This is a genomic window from Pseudomonas vlassakiae (assembly GCF_014269035.2).
GTDB lineage: Bacteria > Pseudomonadota > Gammaproteobacteria > Pseudomonadales > Pseudomonadaceae > Aquipseudomonas > Aquipseudomonas vlassakiae.
In genome coordinates, this window is sequence record NZ_JABWRP020000006.1 from 182,343 (window position 1) to 198,380 (window position 16,038).

At 62.6% G+C, this 16,038-nt stretch carries 15 protein-coding genes and 1 other RNA gene; 6 read left to right on the plus strand and 10 right to left on the minus strand.

The window, feature by feature from the left end; all coding sequences use genetic code 11:
* Positions 1-161: 161 nt before the first annotated feature.
* From HU738_RS10500 to HU738_RS10530, 7 genes are all read right to left on the minus strand, one after another.
* Positions 162-431: a DUF3077 domain-containing protein gene (locus HU738_RS10500; RefSeq protein WP_186601117.1), complete on the minus strand. Its 270-nt coding sequence runs from the start codon at positions 429-431 to the stop codon at positions 162-164.
* Positions 432-493: 62 nt separating this feature from the next.
* Positions 494-736, minus strand: a complete 243-nt coding sequence (locus HU738_RS10505) for a hypothetical protein (RefSeq protein WP_186601118.1) — start codon at positions 734-736, stop codon at positions 494-496.
* A 392-nt stretch (positions 737-1,128) separates the two neighbouring features.
* Positions 1,129-1,520: a transfer-messenger RNA gene (gene ssrA, locus HU738_RS10510) on the minus strand.
* 102 nt (positions 1,521-1,622) lie between these two features.
* Entirely contained in the window at positions 1,623-1,916 is a 294-nt protein-coding gene (locus HU738_RS10515) for a PA2433 domain-containing protein (RefSeq protein ID WP_176509712.1), read from the minus strand.
* Between the two features lie 264 nt (positions 1,917-2,180).
* Positions 2,181-4,991: an FAD-binding and (Fe-S)-binding domain-containing protein gene (locus HU738_RS10520; RefSeq protein ID WP_186601119.1), complete on the minus strand. Its 2,811-nt coding sequence runs from the start codon at positions 4,989-4,991 to the stop codon at positions 2,181-2,183.
* A 75-nt stretch (positions 4,992-5,066) separates the two neighbouring features.
* Entirely contained in the window at positions 5,067-6,212 is a 1,146-nt protein-coding gene (gene lldD / locus HU738_RS10525; protein ID WP_186601120.1) for an FMN-dependent L-lactate dehydrogenase LldD, read from the minus strand.
* A gap of 63 nt (positions 6,213-6,275) precedes the next feature.
* Positions 6,276-7,946: a lactate permease LctP family transporter gene (locus tag HU738_RS10530; RefSeq protein ID WP_186601121.1), complete on the minus strand. Its 1,671-nt coding sequence runs from the start codon at positions 7,944-7,946 to the stop codon at positions 6,276-6,278.
* Positions 7,947-8,202: 256 nt separating this feature from the next.
* Here HU738_RS10530 and HU738_RS10535 point away from each other — a divergent pair, with 256 nt between their 5' ends.
* Positions 8,203-8,970, plus strand: coding sequence for an FCD domain-containing protein (locus HU738_RS10535; RefSeq protein WP_186601122.1), 768 nt, complete (start codon positions 8,203-8,205; stop codon positions 8,968-8,970).
* 32 nt (positions 8,971-9,002) lie between these two features.
* On the opposite strand, the gene smpB is transcribed toward HU738_RS10535, so the two are convergent.
* Positions 9,003-9,485 (minus strand): SsrA-binding protein SmpB, encoded by a 483-nt coding sequence (gene smpB, locus HU738_RS10540; protein ID WP_176509707.1) that lies wholly within the window; start codon positions 9,483-9,485, stop codon positions 9,003-9,005.
* Between the two features lie 163 nt (positions 9,486-9,648).
* Here smpB and HU738_RS10545 point away from each other — a divergent pair, with 163 nt between their 5' ends.
* Complete coding sequence (locus HU738_RS10545) at positions 9,649-10,083, plus strand: type II toxin-antitoxin system RatA family toxin (protein WP_054885654.1); 435 nt, start codon at positions 9,649-9,651, stop codon at positions 10,081-10,083.
* Positions 10,076-10,366 (plus strand): RnfH family protein, encoded by a 291-nt coding sequence (locus HU738_RS10550; protein WP_186601123.1) that lies wholly within the window; start codon positions 10,076-10,078, stop codon positions 10,364-10,366. Before HU738_RS10545 ends, HU738_RS10550 begins: the two co-directional genes overlap by 8 nt.
* Before the next feature lie 60 nt (positions 10,367-10,426).
* Here the strand turns inward: HU738_RS10550 and HU738_RS10555 are convergent, their stop codons facing one another.
* Positions 10,427-10,960: an outer membrane protein assembly factor BamE gene (locus tag HU738_RS10555; RefSeq protein WP_054885652.1), complete on the minus strand. Its 534-nt coding sequence runs from the start codon at positions 10,958-10,960 to the stop codon at positions 10,427-10,429.
* Between the two features lie 97 nt (positions 10,961-11,057).
* Between HU738_RS10555 and fur the strand changes: the two genes are divergently transcribed.
* Positions 11,058-11,462, plus strand: coding sequence for a ferric iron uptake transcriptional regulator (fur, locus tag HU738_RS10560; protein WP_046788147.1), 405 nt, complete (start codon positions 11,058-11,060; stop codon positions 11,460-11,462).
* Positions 11,463-11,525: 63 nt separating this feature from the next.
* Here the strand turns inward: fur and recN are convergent, their stop codons facing one another.
* Positions 11,526-13,199, minus strand: a complete 1,674-nt coding sequence (recN, locus tag HU738_RS10565; RefSeq protein WP_186601124.1) for a DNA repair protein RecN — start codon at positions 13,197-13,199, stop codon at positions 11,526-11,528.
* A 172-nt stretch (positions 13,200-13,371) separates the two neighbouring features.
* Between recN and grpE the strand changes: the two genes are divergently transcribed.
* Both grpE and dnaK read left to right on the plus strand, forming a co-directional pair.
* Positions 13,372-13,944, plus strand: a complete 573-nt coding sequence (gene grpE / locus HU738_RS10570) for a nucleotide exchange factor GrpE (RefSeq protein ID WP_143524237.1) — start codon at positions 13,372-13,374, stop codon at positions 13,942-13,944.
* Between the two features lie 104 nt (positions 13,945-14,048).
* Positions 14,049-15,974 (plus strand): molecular chaperone DnaK, encoded by a 1,926-nt coding sequence (gene dnaK / locus HU738_RS10575; protein WP_176509704.1) that lies wholly within the window; start codon positions 14,049-14,051, stop codon positions 15,972-15,974.
* The last annotated feature ends 64 nt before the right edge of the window (positions 15,975-16,038 follow it).

Sequence of the window (16,038 nt, forward strand, 5' to 3'; positions counted from 1 at the left end):
CGCGCGCCGCCGCCATCGTTTTTGAACGCTTCATCAATCTGCTTCTGACGAAGCTTCGGCTGATGCTGGTTGTTTGCGCTGATGTTGAGATTGCTGTGGCCGCTTTGCGGACCTATCGCGAAACGAGGCCGCTCCTACAAAAGAGCGGCGGCGGGTCTATTTCAAGGCACTTTTGCCATGCCCAACTCGGCGTCATCAAGCAGGGCCTTGGCCATGGCGCTGAGGTAGTGCGAGGCCCAAAGCAGCAGGGGTTTGTCTTCCATCAGGCCGTCGATGGACAGGTCGCGAACGTAGCCCATCAGTTCTGAAGCCTGTTCGCGAGCGGCCTGGCAAGGGATGCCGGGTTCGATGCGGAACAATGGATGGGTCTGGTTTTCGCCTTGGAAGAAGGTGGTTTTGCCAACGGTGAATCGGGTTTCTTCGGTGGCCATTGTTTGATCTCCCTGAAGTCGTAGAGGCCTGGCCTGGCAGGCCAGGCTGAGCATGCTGCGGATCAGTGCAGCGTCTGCGGGTCGGCGGGTTTCTGGATCTGGGCCAGGGCCGTTTCGAGCAATTTGCGCAAGCTGTCGAGTTCGTGCATCGACGTCATGATCAGCAGCGACACAGGTGACTTGGGCTGCATCAGCATTGCCTGCTGGACGACGGCTTCGGCGCAGAGCGCATAGTCGGCGGCCATCATCAGCGTGTCCTCCAGGGCGTGGAGGAGGTGGGGGGGATCGGGGACTATCTTCAACATGATTGCTTCCATTTCAGGGCCGTCACCATCTGCTGTCAAACAGAGGGTGGCAGCTGTACGCGGGTTGACAGACCGGCGGAAACAACAAGTTCCGGCGCACGCAAGCGTGCCCGCACGTACAGCCGCCATAACGACGAACCGCTTTGTTGTTTACCGTCGCGACCTGTCAAAGTCATGCCGTTGGAGTGCAACGACCCAGCGAGACTAAAACCCTGAAAAAGCGATCGCAACGGAAAACAGGGGCGGAGAGTATCTTTGGGAAGTGTCCTACAAGAAAGGGGTAAAAACCGATTTTTCGCTGCATTTCGAAACAATCTGTAACGCTAGGCAGGTGGATTAGATTATTCCAGACACAAAAAAAGACGCCCTAGGGCGTCTTCTATTTTGGAATTTGGTGGAGCCGGGGGGATTTGAACCCCCGTCCGCCAGTACTCCGCTGTCGGTACTACATGCTTAGCCGTGTCTACTGATTTAATCCGCAGCCGCCCGACGGGCAGGGTGCTTTGGATGAGTTGGGTAAGTTTTAGTCGCTTTGCCCCCAACGTGCTACACGACGATCCTGTTCTGTATGACAATCATTTCGGGTTTACAGGCATCCCCTGATGATTGCTGGAGCCGAAGCTACCAGGAGAGCGGGCTCAGCTGCTTACGCAGCGAGAGCGTAGCCCTCGTAGTTTTCGTCATTGGCAACTATAGAAAGTTGCAACAGTGGATTTACGAGTTCTGTTACCAACTCGGCATGCACCTAGAGTTTCGCTACCGGCGTCGAATCCTGATCGGCCCCACACTAGCTCTTGGCTAACGCACCTTACGGCACGTGAGGCGGAGTATACGCCATTGCGCGGGCGACGTCGACAGCCGGTCCTGTCGCCCGCGCTGCGACGGCTCAAGCACCGCTGCCGCCGGCCGTGCCGCTGCCTTTCTCGGTCTTTTCCAGGCGCTCCAGCACCTTGCTGGTGATGGCGATGCAGCCTTTGGTGTCACCTGAAGCCTGGGCGGCCTTGGCTTTGTCGACCTGCTCGGTCAGGGCTTTGTCCAGGCCCTCGGAGGTCGCGCCGGCGGTGGCCATGCTGTCGTCGATCTTCTGCAGGTTGATCGTGCACAGGTCATCGGCGGCGAATACCGGCGAAGCCAGGAGGGTAGCGGCCGCGAAGAGGGCCGAAAGCGCGGTGCCTTTCATGGGAGTCTCCTTTTATGGCCGCTGGGAAGTGGGCCTGTAAGGGTGGACTGTCGGGATTTTGCGAGGGTTCAATCGGGTGATGGATTGGACAGGGTGGTGTGTGGCGGGATGTTGCCGTCGATAGGCTAATGCGGTCCGTGTGGGAGCGGCCTTGTGTCGCGAAAGGGCTGCGCAGCAGCCCCGGCGATTTTCGCGTCTGCGCTGAACGCGAGGGGCCGCTTTGCGGCCCTTTCGCGACACAAGGCCGCTCCCACAGGGACAACCTCAGATTTCGCGTGCTCTTGTGACGCGGTCCACCAGGTAGACCAGGCCGTGGTAGTCGATGCCGCTGTGGCTGGACAGGCCGATTTCACAGGTGCGGCTGGTGGAGATGCCTTCGCTGCAATGCTGCACTGCGTTCTTCAGGCTACGCAGCGAGTGGGCGTTGAGCTCGGGTGTGGTGAAGCCCTTGTCGCCAGCGAACCCGCAACAGTGGATGCCTTCCGGAATCACCACCTGCTTGCTGCAACGGCGCGCCAGGTCAATCAATGCCTGGCTTTCGCCCAGATGCTGAGTGCTGCAGGTCACATGCACGGCCACGGGTTCGTCCTGGGGGCTGAACTCCAGTCTGTCGACCAGGTGGGTGCGGATGAAGCGCACCGGGTCATACAGGTCCAGTCGGGTTTCGCCCAGGTCCTGCACCAGGCGCAGGGTGCACGGGCTGGTGTCGCAGTAGATCGGGTCGAGGCCGCCGCGGCTGGCGTGGAGCAGGGCGTTGAGCAGTTCCTGGCGCTTGTGCTCGGCCTGCTCGGGGTAGCCCTTGGAGGCGAACGGCTGGCCGCAGCAGAGGCTGTCGGCGTTGTCCGGGAACACCACTTGGTAACCGGCCTTTTCCAGCAGGGCGCGGGTCTTGTCGAGCAGCGAGCTTTGCTCGCGGTCGGCATAGGCGGGGCCCATCACGCGTGAAACACAGGCGGCAAGGTAGACCACGCGGGGCCGGGCGTCGTTGCTTGCCGGGCCGAAGTCCAGCGTGCGCAGCGGCTGGGGCAGGGCCGGGGTCCACTGTGGCAGGCGGCCTTTGCTGGCCTTGCTCAGGGCTGCACTGAGACGCCCGAGGCGTGGTGCGCCGAGCAGCTTGCGGGCGTTGTTGGCGGCGGTGAGGGTGAAGCGGGCGCCGCCCAGCGCGGTGTGGAAATGCTCGGCCAGCCAATCGGCGGTCTTGGCATGATCAGCGGCCTGGCTGCGCAGTTTCTTCACCAGCTCGCCGGTGTTGATGCCGACCGGGCAGCGCTGGGCGCACAGGCCGGTGGCGGCGCAGGTGTCGATGCCTTGGTACTGGTAGCTTTGCAGCAGCTCGCGGGTGTCGATGCCGGCGCGCTTCTTCGCCTGAATGTCGCGCCACATGACGATGCGCTGGCGTGGGCTGAGGGTCAGGCCCTTGGAGGGGCAGACCGGTTCGCAGAAGCCGCACTCGATGCACTTGTCGACGATCTCGTCAGCGGCGGGCAGCGGCTTGAGGTTTTTCAGGTGGATGTCCGGATCTTCGCTCAACACCACATCGGGGTTGAGGATGCCGTTGGGGTCGAGCAGGCGCTTGAGTTTCCACATCAGCTGGTAGGCATCAGCGCCCCATTCCAGCGCCACGAACGGCGCCATGTTGCGGCCGGTGCCGTGCTCGGCCTTGAGCGAGCCGCCGAACTCGACGGCCACCAGCTGCGCCACGTCGTCCATGAAGGCCTGGTAACGGGCGACTTCCTCGGCGCTGTTGAAGCCCTGGGTGAAGACGAAGTGCAGGTTACCCTCCAGCGCGTGGCCGAAGATGATCGCCTCGTCGTACTGGTGCTTGTCGAACAGCTGGATCAGCCGGTTGACGCCTTCGGCCAGTTGCTCGACGGGGAAGGTGACGTCCTCGATGATCACCGTGGTGCCGGTCTGGCGCACGGCACCGACGGCGGGGAAGGTGTCCTTGCGGATTTTCCACAGCTGGTTGTACACGGCCGGGTCTTCGCTGAAGTCGACCTTCTGCTCCAGCGGGTAATCGGCGATCGAGGCCATCACCCGCTGCAGTTGTTCGTGCAGCAGGCTCTGGCTGGCGGCGCGGGACTCGATCAGCAGGGCGCAGGCGTTGGCTGACAGGGCTTTGACCCACAGCGGCATGCCCGGCATGTTCTGCACCGAACGCAGGCTGCGGCGGTCGAGCAGTTCGACGGCGGACACCGGCTGGCGCTTGAGCACGGTGACGGCGCGGCAGCAGCTTTCCACGCTGGGGAACACCAGCAGGGCGCTGGCCTTGTGCGGATGGTCGGGCACGGTGTTGTAGGTAACGGCGCTGATGAAGCCCAGGGTGCCTTCGGAACCGACCAGCAGGTGCTGCAGGATATCCAGCGGTTGGTCGTAGTCCACCAGTGCGTTGAGCGACAGGCCGGTGGTGTTCTTCAACCGGTATTTGTGCCGGATGCGGTCGGCCAGTTCGGTATTGGCGCGGGTTTCGCGGCCCAGGCGCGCCAGCGCTTCGAGCAGTTCTGCGTGGCTGCTTTCAAAGGCGGCGACACTGACGGGGTCTTCGCTGTCCAGGCGGGTGCCATCAGCCAGCACCAGGCGCAGGCCGGCGAGGGTGTGGTAGGTGTTCTGCGCGGTACCGCAGCACATGCCGCTGGCGTTGTTGGCGACAATGCCGCCGATCTTGCAGGCGTTGATCGAAGCCGGGTCGGGGCCGATCTTGCGCCCATAGGGGGCCAGCCAGGCGTTGGCCTGGGCGCCGATGACGCCGGGTTGCAGGCGAATCTGCTCGCCCTGGCCGCGGATCTCCTTGCCTCCCCAGTTGTCGCCCAGCACGATCAGCACCGAGTCGCTGATGGCCTGGCCGGACAAGCTGGTGCCTGCGGCGCGGAAGGTCACCGGCACGCGATCGCGCTGGGCCAGTTGAATCAGCCCGACCACTTCGTCCTCGGACTCGACGCGCACCACCAGCTTGGGGATCAGCCGATAGAAGCTGGCGTCGGTGCCGAAGGCCAGGGTAGAGGTCGGGTCGTCGAACCGGCGTTCGGCCGGGATAAGGCGCTCGGCATCGCGCAGGAACGCAGCGGGCAGGCTCATGCAATCTCCTCGCGGGGCCGCAGCGTCTGCTGCGCAGCGTGCCCCGGTCATTCAGGCGGTACGGTTGGCAGGCGCTCAGGCGCCCAGTTCGCGGACCAGCGAGTCGCGGGTGATCTCGCTGATCGACTTGGCGCCAGTCAGCACCATGGCCACGCGCATTTCCTTCTCGAACAGTTCGAGCAGGTTCTTCACCCCGGCCTGGCCGTGCACGGCCAGGGCCCACAGGAAGGCGCGGCCAATCAGCACGGTGTCGGCACCAAGGGCGATCATGCGCACCACGTCGAGGCCGCTGCGGATGCCGGAGTCGGCGAGGATCTTCAGGTCGCCTTTGACCGCATCGGCAATCGCCGGCAGGGCGCGGGCGCTCGACAGCACGCCGTCGAGCTGGCGGCCGCCGTGGTTGGAGACAACGATGCCGTCGGCGCCGAACTTGACCGCGTCACGGGCGTCGTCGGCGTCGAGGATGCCCTTGATGATCATCGGGCCATCCCAGAATTCGCGGATCCACTCCAGGTCCTTCCACGAGATCGACGGGTCGAAGTTGTTGCCGAGCCAGCCGATGTAGTCGGCCAGGCCCGTGGGGTTGCCACGATACTTGGAGATGTTGCCCAGGTCGTGCGGGCGGCCCATCACGCCAACGTCCCATGCCCATTCGGGGTGGGTCATGGCCTGCAGCACGCGGCGCATCGGGCCGTTCGCGCCGCTCATGCCGGAGTGGGCATCGCGGTAGCGGGCACCGGGCACGGGCATGTCGACGGTGAACACCAGGGTCTTCACGCCAGCGGCCTTGGCCCGCTCCAGGGCGTTGCGCATGAAGCCGCGGTCTTTGAGCACGTACAGCTGGAACCACATCGGCCGGTCGATGGCGGGCGCCACTTCTTCGATCGGGCACACCGATACCGTCGACATGGTAAACGGAATGCCGTGGGCGGCTGCTGCACGCGCCGCCTGCACTTCACCGCGGCGGGCGTACATGCCGGTGAGGCCGACCGGGGCCAAGGCCACGGGCATGCTTAGGGTCTCGTCGAACAGCCTGGTTTCCAGGCTCAGCTCGGACATGTTCTTCAGCACGCGCTGACGCAGGGCGATGCTGGCCAGGTCCGAGACGTTGTGGCGCAGGGTGTGCTCGGCGTAGGCGCCGCCGTCGGCATAGTGGAAGAGGAAAGGAGGCAGCTTGCGTTGGGCCGCGGCGCGATAGTCGGTGGAGGCGGAAATGATCATGGATTCTCGCAGCGTGGGTTGAAGGAGATGCCGGGCGCGCAAGGGCGCCCGGCCCCTTTCACTTTAGTGATGAACCAGCATGCCGGTCAGCCAGTAGGCCTGGATCAGGGTGATCAGGCCGACGATGGTGGCGAAGAACAGGCTGTGCTTGACGGTGAAGCGGAACAGGTCGGATTCCTTGCCGACCAGCCCGGTGGCAGCGCAGGCCACGGCGATCGACTGCGGCGAGATCATCTTGCCGGTCACCCCGCCGCTGGTGTTGGCCGCCACCAGCAGGGTGTCGTTGACCCCGATCTGGTGGGCGGTGGTGGCCTGCAGCGAGCTGAACAGGGCGTTGGACGAGGTGTCGGAACCGGTCAGGAACACGCCCAGCCAGCCAAGGAACGGCGAGAAGAACGGGAACGCGGCGCCGGTGCCGGCCAGGACCAGGGCCATGGTCGAAGACATGCCCGAATAGTTGGTGACGAAGGCGAAAGCCAGCACCATGCCGATCGACAGGATCGGCCAACGCAGTTCCCAGAGCGTCTCTTTGAGAGTGGTCAGACCAGTTTTGAAGTTGATCTTCAACACCCACATGGACACCAGTGCGGAGAGGAAGATCGCGGTGCCGGTGGCCGAAATCGGATCGAGCTTGAACACCGCAGGCATGGCGGTTGGCGCGGTCACGATCGGCGCAGTCTTGATCACCAGCTGGTCAAGGTGCGGGATGGCGAAGTTGAACACGAAGTTGTACATCGCGCCGCCGGGGGCGAAGGCCGCTTTGAATGGCTTCAGGGTCCAGAGGGTGACCAGCACGGTGAGGATCAGGAACGGCGACCAGGCCTTGAAGATCTCGCCGAAGCTGTACGGGGTCGGTTGGCTGCCGCTTGGCTGCACCACGGCGGCGCCGACACTGCCTTTGGCTTCGGCGAACGAGCGCTTGGGCTGCCAGACTTTCAGGAACAGGGTCAGGCAAATCAGGCTGGCCAGGGCCGAGGTGATGTCCGGGAGCTCTGGGCCAATGAAGTTCGAGGTGAAGTACTGGGTCACGGCGAAGCTCAGGCCGGCGACCAGGGCGGCAGGCCAGGTTTCCTTTACGCCGCGCAGGCCGTCCATCATGAACACCAGCCAGAACGGTACGAACAGCGACAGCAGTGGCAGCTGGCGCCCGGTCATGGCGCCGATGTGGAAGGCGTCGATACCGGTGACCTGGCCGGCCACGATGATCGGGATGCCCAGGGCACCGAAGGCTACCGGTGCGGTGTTGGCAATCAGGCACAGGCCGGCGGCGTACAGCGGGTTGAAGCCCAGCCCCACCAGCAATGCGGCGGTGATGGCTACCGGCGCGCCGAAGCCGGCCGCACCTTCGAGGAAGGCACCGAAGCAGAAGCCGATCAGCAGCACTTGCAGGCGTTGGTCATCGGTAATCGACAGCACCGAGCTGCGGATCACTTCGAACTGGCCGCTCTTGACCGTGAGTTTGTACAGGAACACCGCGGCAACGATGATCCAGGCAATCGGCCAGAGGCCGTAGAGGAAGCCATACCCTGCGGCAGCGAGGGCCATGTCGACAGGCATCTGGAAGGCAAAGATCGCCACCAGGATCGACAGGGCCAGGGTGATGCTGCCAGCCACGTGGCCTTTGAGGCGGAACACGGCCAGGGCCAGGAAGAAAAACACGATGGGGATGACCGCCGCCAGTGCGGACAGGCCGAGACTACCAAGCGGGGTATAGAGTTGTTGCCAGGTTTGCATATGGGGTGGCCCCTAATTGTTGTTGGTCAGGCACTGGCATTGGATAATTGGTAAGACCAATTTACAATGGCTGGTCGCTAGGTTAAAAGCGCTGTCGTGGGTGTGTCAATTTGTCCCGTGCAAAACTTTGGTCGCGGGTCGATGAACGGGCAGCTGCTCACTGGCGAAAACCGTCGCCTGATGCGTGCTGGAGCAGCGCGGATCGGCGAGAATAGGCGCTCGGCGATAATCGGCCGGGGTTTGTGGAGAGCATGTGATGGTTTTTGATCAGGTCCGCCAACGGCGCCTGTCCGACGACATCGTCGATCGGTTGGAAGGGATGATTCTGGAAGGCACGCTGACCTCTGGGCAGCGGCTGCCGGCCGAGCGCGTCCTGGCCGAGCAGTTCGGTGTGTCGCGCCCGTCACTGCGTGAGGCGATCCAGAAGCTGGTGGCCAAGGGGCTGCTGGTGAGCCGCCAGGGTGGCGGCAATTACGTAGCCGAATCGCTTGGCTCGACCTTCAGCGACCCACTGCTGCAGTTGCTCGAGCATAGCGCCGAAGCGCAGCGCGACCTGCTTGAGTTTCGCCACACCCTGGAGGCGTCATGCGCTTACTACGCAGCCCTGCGTGCCACCGAGCCTGATCGTACGCGGTTGAAAGCGGCATTCGATGCTCTGCAGGACTGCTATGCGCGGGCTGACGAGGTGACGCGGGCGGAGGAGGGCGCGGCCGATGCGCGCTTCCACCTGGCGATTGCCGAGGCCAGCCATAACGCGGTGTTGCTGCATACGATCCGTGGCTTGTTCGACCTGCTCAAGCGCAATGTGGTGACCAACATCGGTGGCATGTACCAGCAGCGCACGGAGACACGCGACATGCTGATCAGTCAGCACCGCGAGTTGTACCTGGCGATTGTCGAGGGTCGGGCGGAGGAGGCGCGAGAGGTTTCCAGCCGGCACATTCTGTATGTGCAGGAGGTACTGGAAGAGGCGCAGGACGAAGCCCAGCGGGTAGCACGGGCGGAGCGGCGCAACGGGCGTTGAGCCGCTCCCACAGGGCCCGCACCGGGCAGGAATTACTCTTCCTTGCCCTTGTTCCGCACCGCACGCTGCAGCTCGCGGTTGGAGTCGCGTTCGCGCAGGGTGTCGCGCTTGTCGAACTCCTTCTTGCCCTTGCCAAGCGCGATCTCGCACTTGATCAGGTGCTTGCTCCAGTACAGCGCCAAGGCTACACAGGTGTAGCCTTTTTGTGCCACGGCGGCTTCCACGCGCTCGAGCTCGCGCTTGTTCAGCAGCAGCTTGCGGGTGCGCGTGGGGTCGGCGATGACGTGGGTGCTGGCGGTGGTCAGCGGGGTGATGTGGCTGCCGAACAGCCAGGCTTCGCCATCCTTGAGCAGCACGTAGCTGTCGGTCAGGTGCGCCTTGCCGGCCCGCAGGCTCTTTACTTCCCAGCCGGACAGGACCAGCCCGGCCTCGAACTTGTGTTCGATGAAGTAATCGTGTCGCGCCTTTTTGTTTTGCGCGATGGTCCCGGTCGGATGTTTCTTTTGTTTAGCCATAGGGGCGGCATTATAGGCAAGACATCACGTGGTCGGCTATGGGATTTCGGTGTGCTTGAGCCACCGCAATGAATACCGGACAATACAAGGCCTGTTCTCTGCACAGAACCTGTTTCCGGCACGCTGCGAAGCGCCGCCAACCAGCCTTGGAAGTGACGCCTGGATGACTACCCATATTCAACGCTCCGCCCTGCTGCCGTACCCTGCCCAGGCGCTCTACGATCTGGTCAATGACGTGGCCAGTTACCCTGAATTCCTGCCTTGGTGCTCGGCCTCGACGGTGATCGAGGCCAGCGACACGCACATGCGGGCGAAGCTGGAAGTGGCCAAGGGCGGCATGAGCCAGCAGTTCGTCACCCGCAACATATTGGTGCCAGGGCAGTCCATCGAAATGAACCTGGAAGAGGGGCCATTCACGCAGCTGCATGGCCTGTGGGTGTTCAAGCCGCTCGGCGAAAAAGCCTGCAAGATCAGCCTGGACCTGACCTTCGACTACGCCGGCGCGATCGTGCGCGCCACGCTCGGGCCACTGTTCAACCAGGCGGCCAACACCCTGGTGGATGCGTTCTGCCAGCGTGCCAAGCAGCTCAATGGTTAAGGTCGAAGTGGCCTACGCCACGGCCGAACGCCAGTGGCTGTTGGCCTGTGAAGTGCCGGATGGGGTGACAGTGCGTGAAGCGTTGCGCCTGTCCGGGATCGCCGGGCAAGTGATTGGGCTGGATATCGCACACTGTCCGGTCGGCATTTTCGGCAAGGTGGTGGCGGATGCGCAGGAGCGCGTAGTCGAGGAGGGGGACCGCCTGGAAATCTACCGGCCTCTGCTGCTCGACCCTGTCGAGGCGCGCAAGCAGCGCGCTGCGAAGGCGAAGGCCAAGCGCTAGCTGAGCTGACAGTAATAAAAAGCCCGGACCATGGTCCGGGCTTTTTCATCTGGCCGGCAATTACTGCGGCGAGGTTTCCAGCGGTGCCGGTGTCGGCACTGGAGTGGTCTCGATGGTATCGATCTCGCGCTGGATGGACTCTTCCGTCGAGCCTGGCTTGGCCGGTTTCTCTTCCGGCTGCGGCTTGGCCTGCTCTGGCTGGGTGGCCGGGCTGACCGTGGTAGTGTTGCTGCCGCCGAGGATTTCCTGGTCGCGGCTCACGCCTGGCATGAAGTCGCCGGACAGGCTGACCAGTTGGTCGCTGTCGTTGAAGAAGATGCTCATGCGTTCCTGCTGACGTGTGCCGCCACCAGGTTGCAGGCTGTACAGGTAGTCCCAACGATTGGTGTTGAAGGTGTCCTGCAGCAGCGGGTTGCCCATGATAAACCTTACTTGCCGACGGGTCATTCCGGGGCGTAATTGGTCTATCATGTCTTGCGTGACGACATTGCCCTGCTGGATGTCGATTTTGTAAACCCCGGGAAACGAGCAACCGGCGAGTGCGAGCAGTCCCGCGAGGGCGAGGCTGTTTAGCAAGAGCTTGGTGTTTTGCATCGGTGGGCGACTTCCACTATCTTGGCTGGACAACGTAAACCCCGATCATACCCGTATTAAGAGAAGCTGCGAAGCAGCATCGGCGAGAAAGCTGACCATGGTTGAAAATAGCGAATTGCGCAAAGCCGGTCTCAAGGTGACCCTGCCTCGAGTCAAGATCCTTCAGATGCTCGACTCGACCGAGCAACGTCACATGAGCGCCGAGGATGTCTACAAGGCGCTGATGGAGGCTGGCGAGGACGTCGGTCTGGCAACCGTCTATCGCGTACTGACCCAGTTCGAAGCGGCGGGTCTGGTGGTGCGCCACAACTTCGATGGTGGCCACGCGGTGTTCGAGCTGGCTGACGGCGGTCACCACGACCATATGGTCAACGTGGATACCAGTGAAGTTATCGAGTTCATGGATGCCGAGATTGAGCGCCGCCAGAAAGAGATCGTGGCCGAGCACGGCTACGAGCTGGTGGACCACAACCTGGTTCTCTATGTGCGTAAGAAAAAGTAACGTTTTAGCGCGGCTTGAATAACAAAGGCGACCTTCTGGTCGCCTTTGTGCTTTCTGAGGCGATCATGCCTTGCCGGAAACCACCATCTTGCGCGCATGGGCCAGGGATTCCTTGGTCAAGTCGATGCCGCCAAGCATGCGCGCCACTTCTTCGACCCGCTCGCGTTTGCCCAGGCTGGCGACTGCGGTGTGGGTGGTGTCGCTGTTGCGTACCTTGTGCACGAACAGATGATGGTGCCCTTGCGCGGCCACTTGCGGCAGGTGGGTCACGGTCAGTACCTGGCCGCGTTCGCCCAGGCGGCGCAGCAACTGGCCGACGATTTCGGCTGTCGGGCCACCGATGCCGACGTCCACTTCGTCGAACACCAGGGTCGGAATGCGCGAGGTCTGCGCTGTGATTACCTGGATCGCCAGGCTGATACGGGAGAGCTCGCCCCCGGATGCCACCTTGGCCAGGCCCTTGAGTGGCTGCCCGGGGTTGGCGCTGACCAGCAATTCGATCTGTTCCAGGCCGTGGGGTGACAGGTCATTGCCTTCGTTGGGGGTAAGTTCGATGCAGAACCGCCCACCCGGCATGCCCAGGCGCTGGATTTCCTGCTCCACGGCGACGGCCAGCTGTTTGGCTGCCTGCTGGCGCAGTGCACTGAGCTCCTGTGCCTTCTCTTTATAGTGCTGGGCATAGGCGCCAAGCTCCTCGGCCAGGCGTTCGATCGACTCGTCGCTGGCGTTCAGGCCTTCGAGTTCATCCATCAGCTGTTGCTGCAAGTGTGGCAGCTCAGTGGGGTGCACGCGGTGCTTGCGCGCCAGGGTGTAGATCGTGTCGAGGCGCTCTTCCAGGGCTTGCAGGCGCATGGGGTCGGCGTCGAAGTTGTCGAGGAAGCGGTTGAGTTCGCCCACCGCTTCTTCTACCTGAATCTGTGCGCTGGCGATCAGGTTGGCGGCCTCACCCAGTGCGCGCGGGGCGTTCGTTGCAGCGCCGAGGCGGTTGAGGCTGGCGGTCAGCGCGCTGAGCACATTGCCTGAATCGCTCTCGCTGCACTGGTCGATGACCTGGCGGCAGATGCCGAACAGGGCCTCTGCGTTGGTCAGGTTCTTGTGTTCCTGCTCCAGTTGTTCCAGTTCGTTTTCGCCCAGGCCGAGATTGTCCAGCTCTTCCAGCTGGTAGCTGAGCAGTTGCTGGCGGGCGCGTTGCTCGTCGCCGGAATTGCTCAGCCGCTCGAGCTCCAGGCGGGTCTGGTTCCAGCGTTTGGCGGCAAGCTGCACCTGGCGGGAAAGGTCGATGGCGCCGGCGTATTCGTCCACCAAACGGCGGTGGGTGTCGGTCTTCAGCAGTGACTGGTGTTCATGCTGGCTGTGGATGTCGATCAGCAGCTCGCCCAGCGCCTTGAGGTCGCCGAGCGGGCAGGGTGTGCCGTTGATGTAGCCGCGGCTGCGCCCTTCGGCGGTGATGACGCGGCGCAGAATGCACAACCCGTCGTTGTCCAGGTCGCGCTCGGCCAGCCAGGCATGGGCTTCGGGGATGTCCACCAGGTCGAACGTGGCAAGGATGTCTGCCTTGTCGGTGCCGGGGCGCACCACGCCGCTGTCGGCACGGTCGCCCAGGGCCAGGCCGAGGGCGTCGAGCATGATCGATTTGCCCGCACCGGTCTCGCCGGTGATCACCGACATGCCACGGGCGATTTCAAGGTCGAGGTGCTCGACGATGGCGTAGTTGTGAATGGACAGGTGCACCAGCATGGGGGCGGCTCCCGAAGTTCAGGTCTGGTTATTTATACAGTACTTTTTTCAGCCCTGCCAATGCCCTCTGGCGGATTCTGTTGCGACCGGCAAAACCCACGTGCCCCTTGAAGCTGGTTTTTCCGGCCCCATATAGCCGGCAGACACGGCGAGCTTTGCTCGTACAACCGAAATTGCGGAGGAGAGACCCATGGCTGACGAACAGCTGAATGAACAAGACCTTAATGCCGAAGAGGCAGGTGCAGTGGATAACGGCGCCCGCGTTCAGGAGCTCGAGGAGCAGCTGGCCGCCGCCAAGGATCAGTCCCTGCGTGCCGCTGCCGAAGCGCAGAACAGCATTCGTCGCGCCGAGCAGGAAGTCGACAAGGCCCGCAAGTTCGCGCTCGAGAAGTTTGCTGGCGACCTGCTACCGGTGATCGACAGCCTGGAAATGGCCCTGGCGCACCTCAAGCCCGACGACGAACAGGTCAAGAGCACGCGTGAGGGCGTCGAGCTGACCCTGAAGATGTTCCAGGACACCCTCAAGCGCTACAACCTCGAAGCCATCGACCCGCACGGTCAGCCGTTCAACCCTGAACATCATCAGGCCATGGCCATGCAGGAAAACGCCGAGGTCGAGCCTAACAGCGTGCTCAACGTGTTCCAGAAGGGCTACCTGCTCAACGGCCGCCTGCTGCGCCCCGCCATGGTGGTGGTCAGCAAGGCGCCAGCGGCACCACAACCTTCTATCGATGAGAAGGCTTGAAATCCTCCGGGGCATCCCCATCTAGGTGTCAAGCGTTCAAGTATTACCGCAGTTGGCCACGACCGTAGCCGCTGCCGCCAAATTCAAGTTTCGGGAGAGTAAACATGGGCAAAATCATCGGTATCGACCTGGGGACCACCAACTCGTGCGTCTCCATTCTGGAAAACGGTAACGTCAAGGTCATCGAAAACGCCGAAGGCGCGCGTACTACCCCTTCGATCGTGGCCTACGCCAACGACGGTGAAATCCTGGTTGGCCAGTCGGCCAAGCGCCAGGCCGTCACCAACCCGCACAACACCCTGTTCGCAGTGAAGCGCCTGATTGGCCGTCGCTTCGAAGAAGATGTCGTGCAAAAAGACATCAAGCTGGTTCCCTACAAGATCGTCAAAGCCAATAACGGTGACGCCTGGGTTGAAGCCAGCGGCAAGGAAATGGCGCCTCCGCAGATCAGCGCCGAAGTACTGAAGAAAATGAAGAAGACCGCCGAAGACTACCTCGGCGAGGCCGTGACCGAAGCGGTGATCACCGTTCCGGCCTACTTCAACGACAGTCAGCGTCAGGCCACCAAGGACGCCGGCCGTATCGCTGGCCTGGACGTAAAACGAATCATCAACGAGCCGACCGCCGCTGCACTGGCCTACGGCATGGACAAGGCCAAGGGCGACCACACCGTCATCGTTTATGACCTGGGTGGTGGTACCTTCGACGTTTCGGTCATCGAAATCGCCGAAGTCGACGGTGAGCACCAGTTCGAAGTACTGGCCACCAACGGCGACACCTTCCTGGGTGGCGAAGACTTCGACATGCGCCTGATCGACTACCTCGTCGACGAGTTCAAGAAAGAGTCCGGCATGGACCTGAAGAACGATCCGCTGGCCCTGCAGCGTCTGAAAGAAGCTGCTGAGAAGGCCAAGATCGAGCTGTCCTCGGCGCAGTCTACCGATGTCAACCTGCCGTACATCACTGCAGACGCCACCGGTCCTAAGCACCTGAACGTGAAGATTTCCCGCGCCAAGCTGGAGTCGCTGGTCGAAGACCTGGTCAAGCGCACCATCGAGCCTTGCCGCATCGCCCTGAAAGACGCCGGCATCGACGCCAGCAAGATCGACGACGTGATCCTGGTCGGTGGCCAGACCCGTATGCCGATGGTGCAGAAGGCCGTCGCCGACTTCTTCGGTAAAGAAGCGCGCAAGGACGTCAACCCGGACGAAGCCGTGGCCATGGGTGCTGCCATTCAGGGCGCCGTGCTGGCCGGTGACGTGAAGGACGTGCTGCTGCTGGACGTCAGCCCGCTGACCCTGGGTATCGAAACCATGGGTGGCGTGATGACCGCGCTGATCGAGAAGAACACCACCATTCCGACCAAGAAGTCGCAGGTGTTCTCGACTGCCGACGACAACCAGAGCGCCGTGACCATTCACGTGCTGCAAGGCGAGCGCAAGCAGGCGGCGCAGAACAAGTCGCTGGGCAAGTTCGACCTGGCCGAGATTCCGCCAGCGCCTCGCGGCGTACCGCAAATCGAAGTGACCTTCGACATCGACGCCAACGGCATCCTGCACGTGGGCGCCAAGGACAAGGCCACCGGCAAGACCCAGTCGATCGTGATCAAGGCCAACTCCGGCCTGTCTGACGAAGAAATCGAGCGCATGGTGCGTGACGCCGAGGCCAACGCCGAGGAAGACCGCAAGTTCGAAGAGCTGGCCACTGCCCGTAACCAGGGTGATGCGCTGGTGCACTCGACCCGCAAGATGGTTGCAGACGCCGGTGACAAGGTTACTGCTGAAGAGAAGGCCGCGATCGAAGCTGCCGTGGTTGCCCTGGAAGCCGCTGTCAAAGGCGACGACAAGGCCGCCATCGACGCCAAGGTCGAAGAACTGTCCAAGGTATCGGCTCCGGTTGCTCAGAAGATGTATGCCGAGCAGCAGGCCGAACAGCCTCAGGGTGGCGCACAGCAAGCCGAGCCGGAAGCCAAGCACGATGACGTGGTTGACGCCGAGTTCGAAGAAGTGAAAGGCGACGACAAGAAGTAATCGTTGCCTGCTGTCGACCCGTTCACTGGTGGGTGCCGGTGAGCTGGTAGGATGTCGCCGCGCG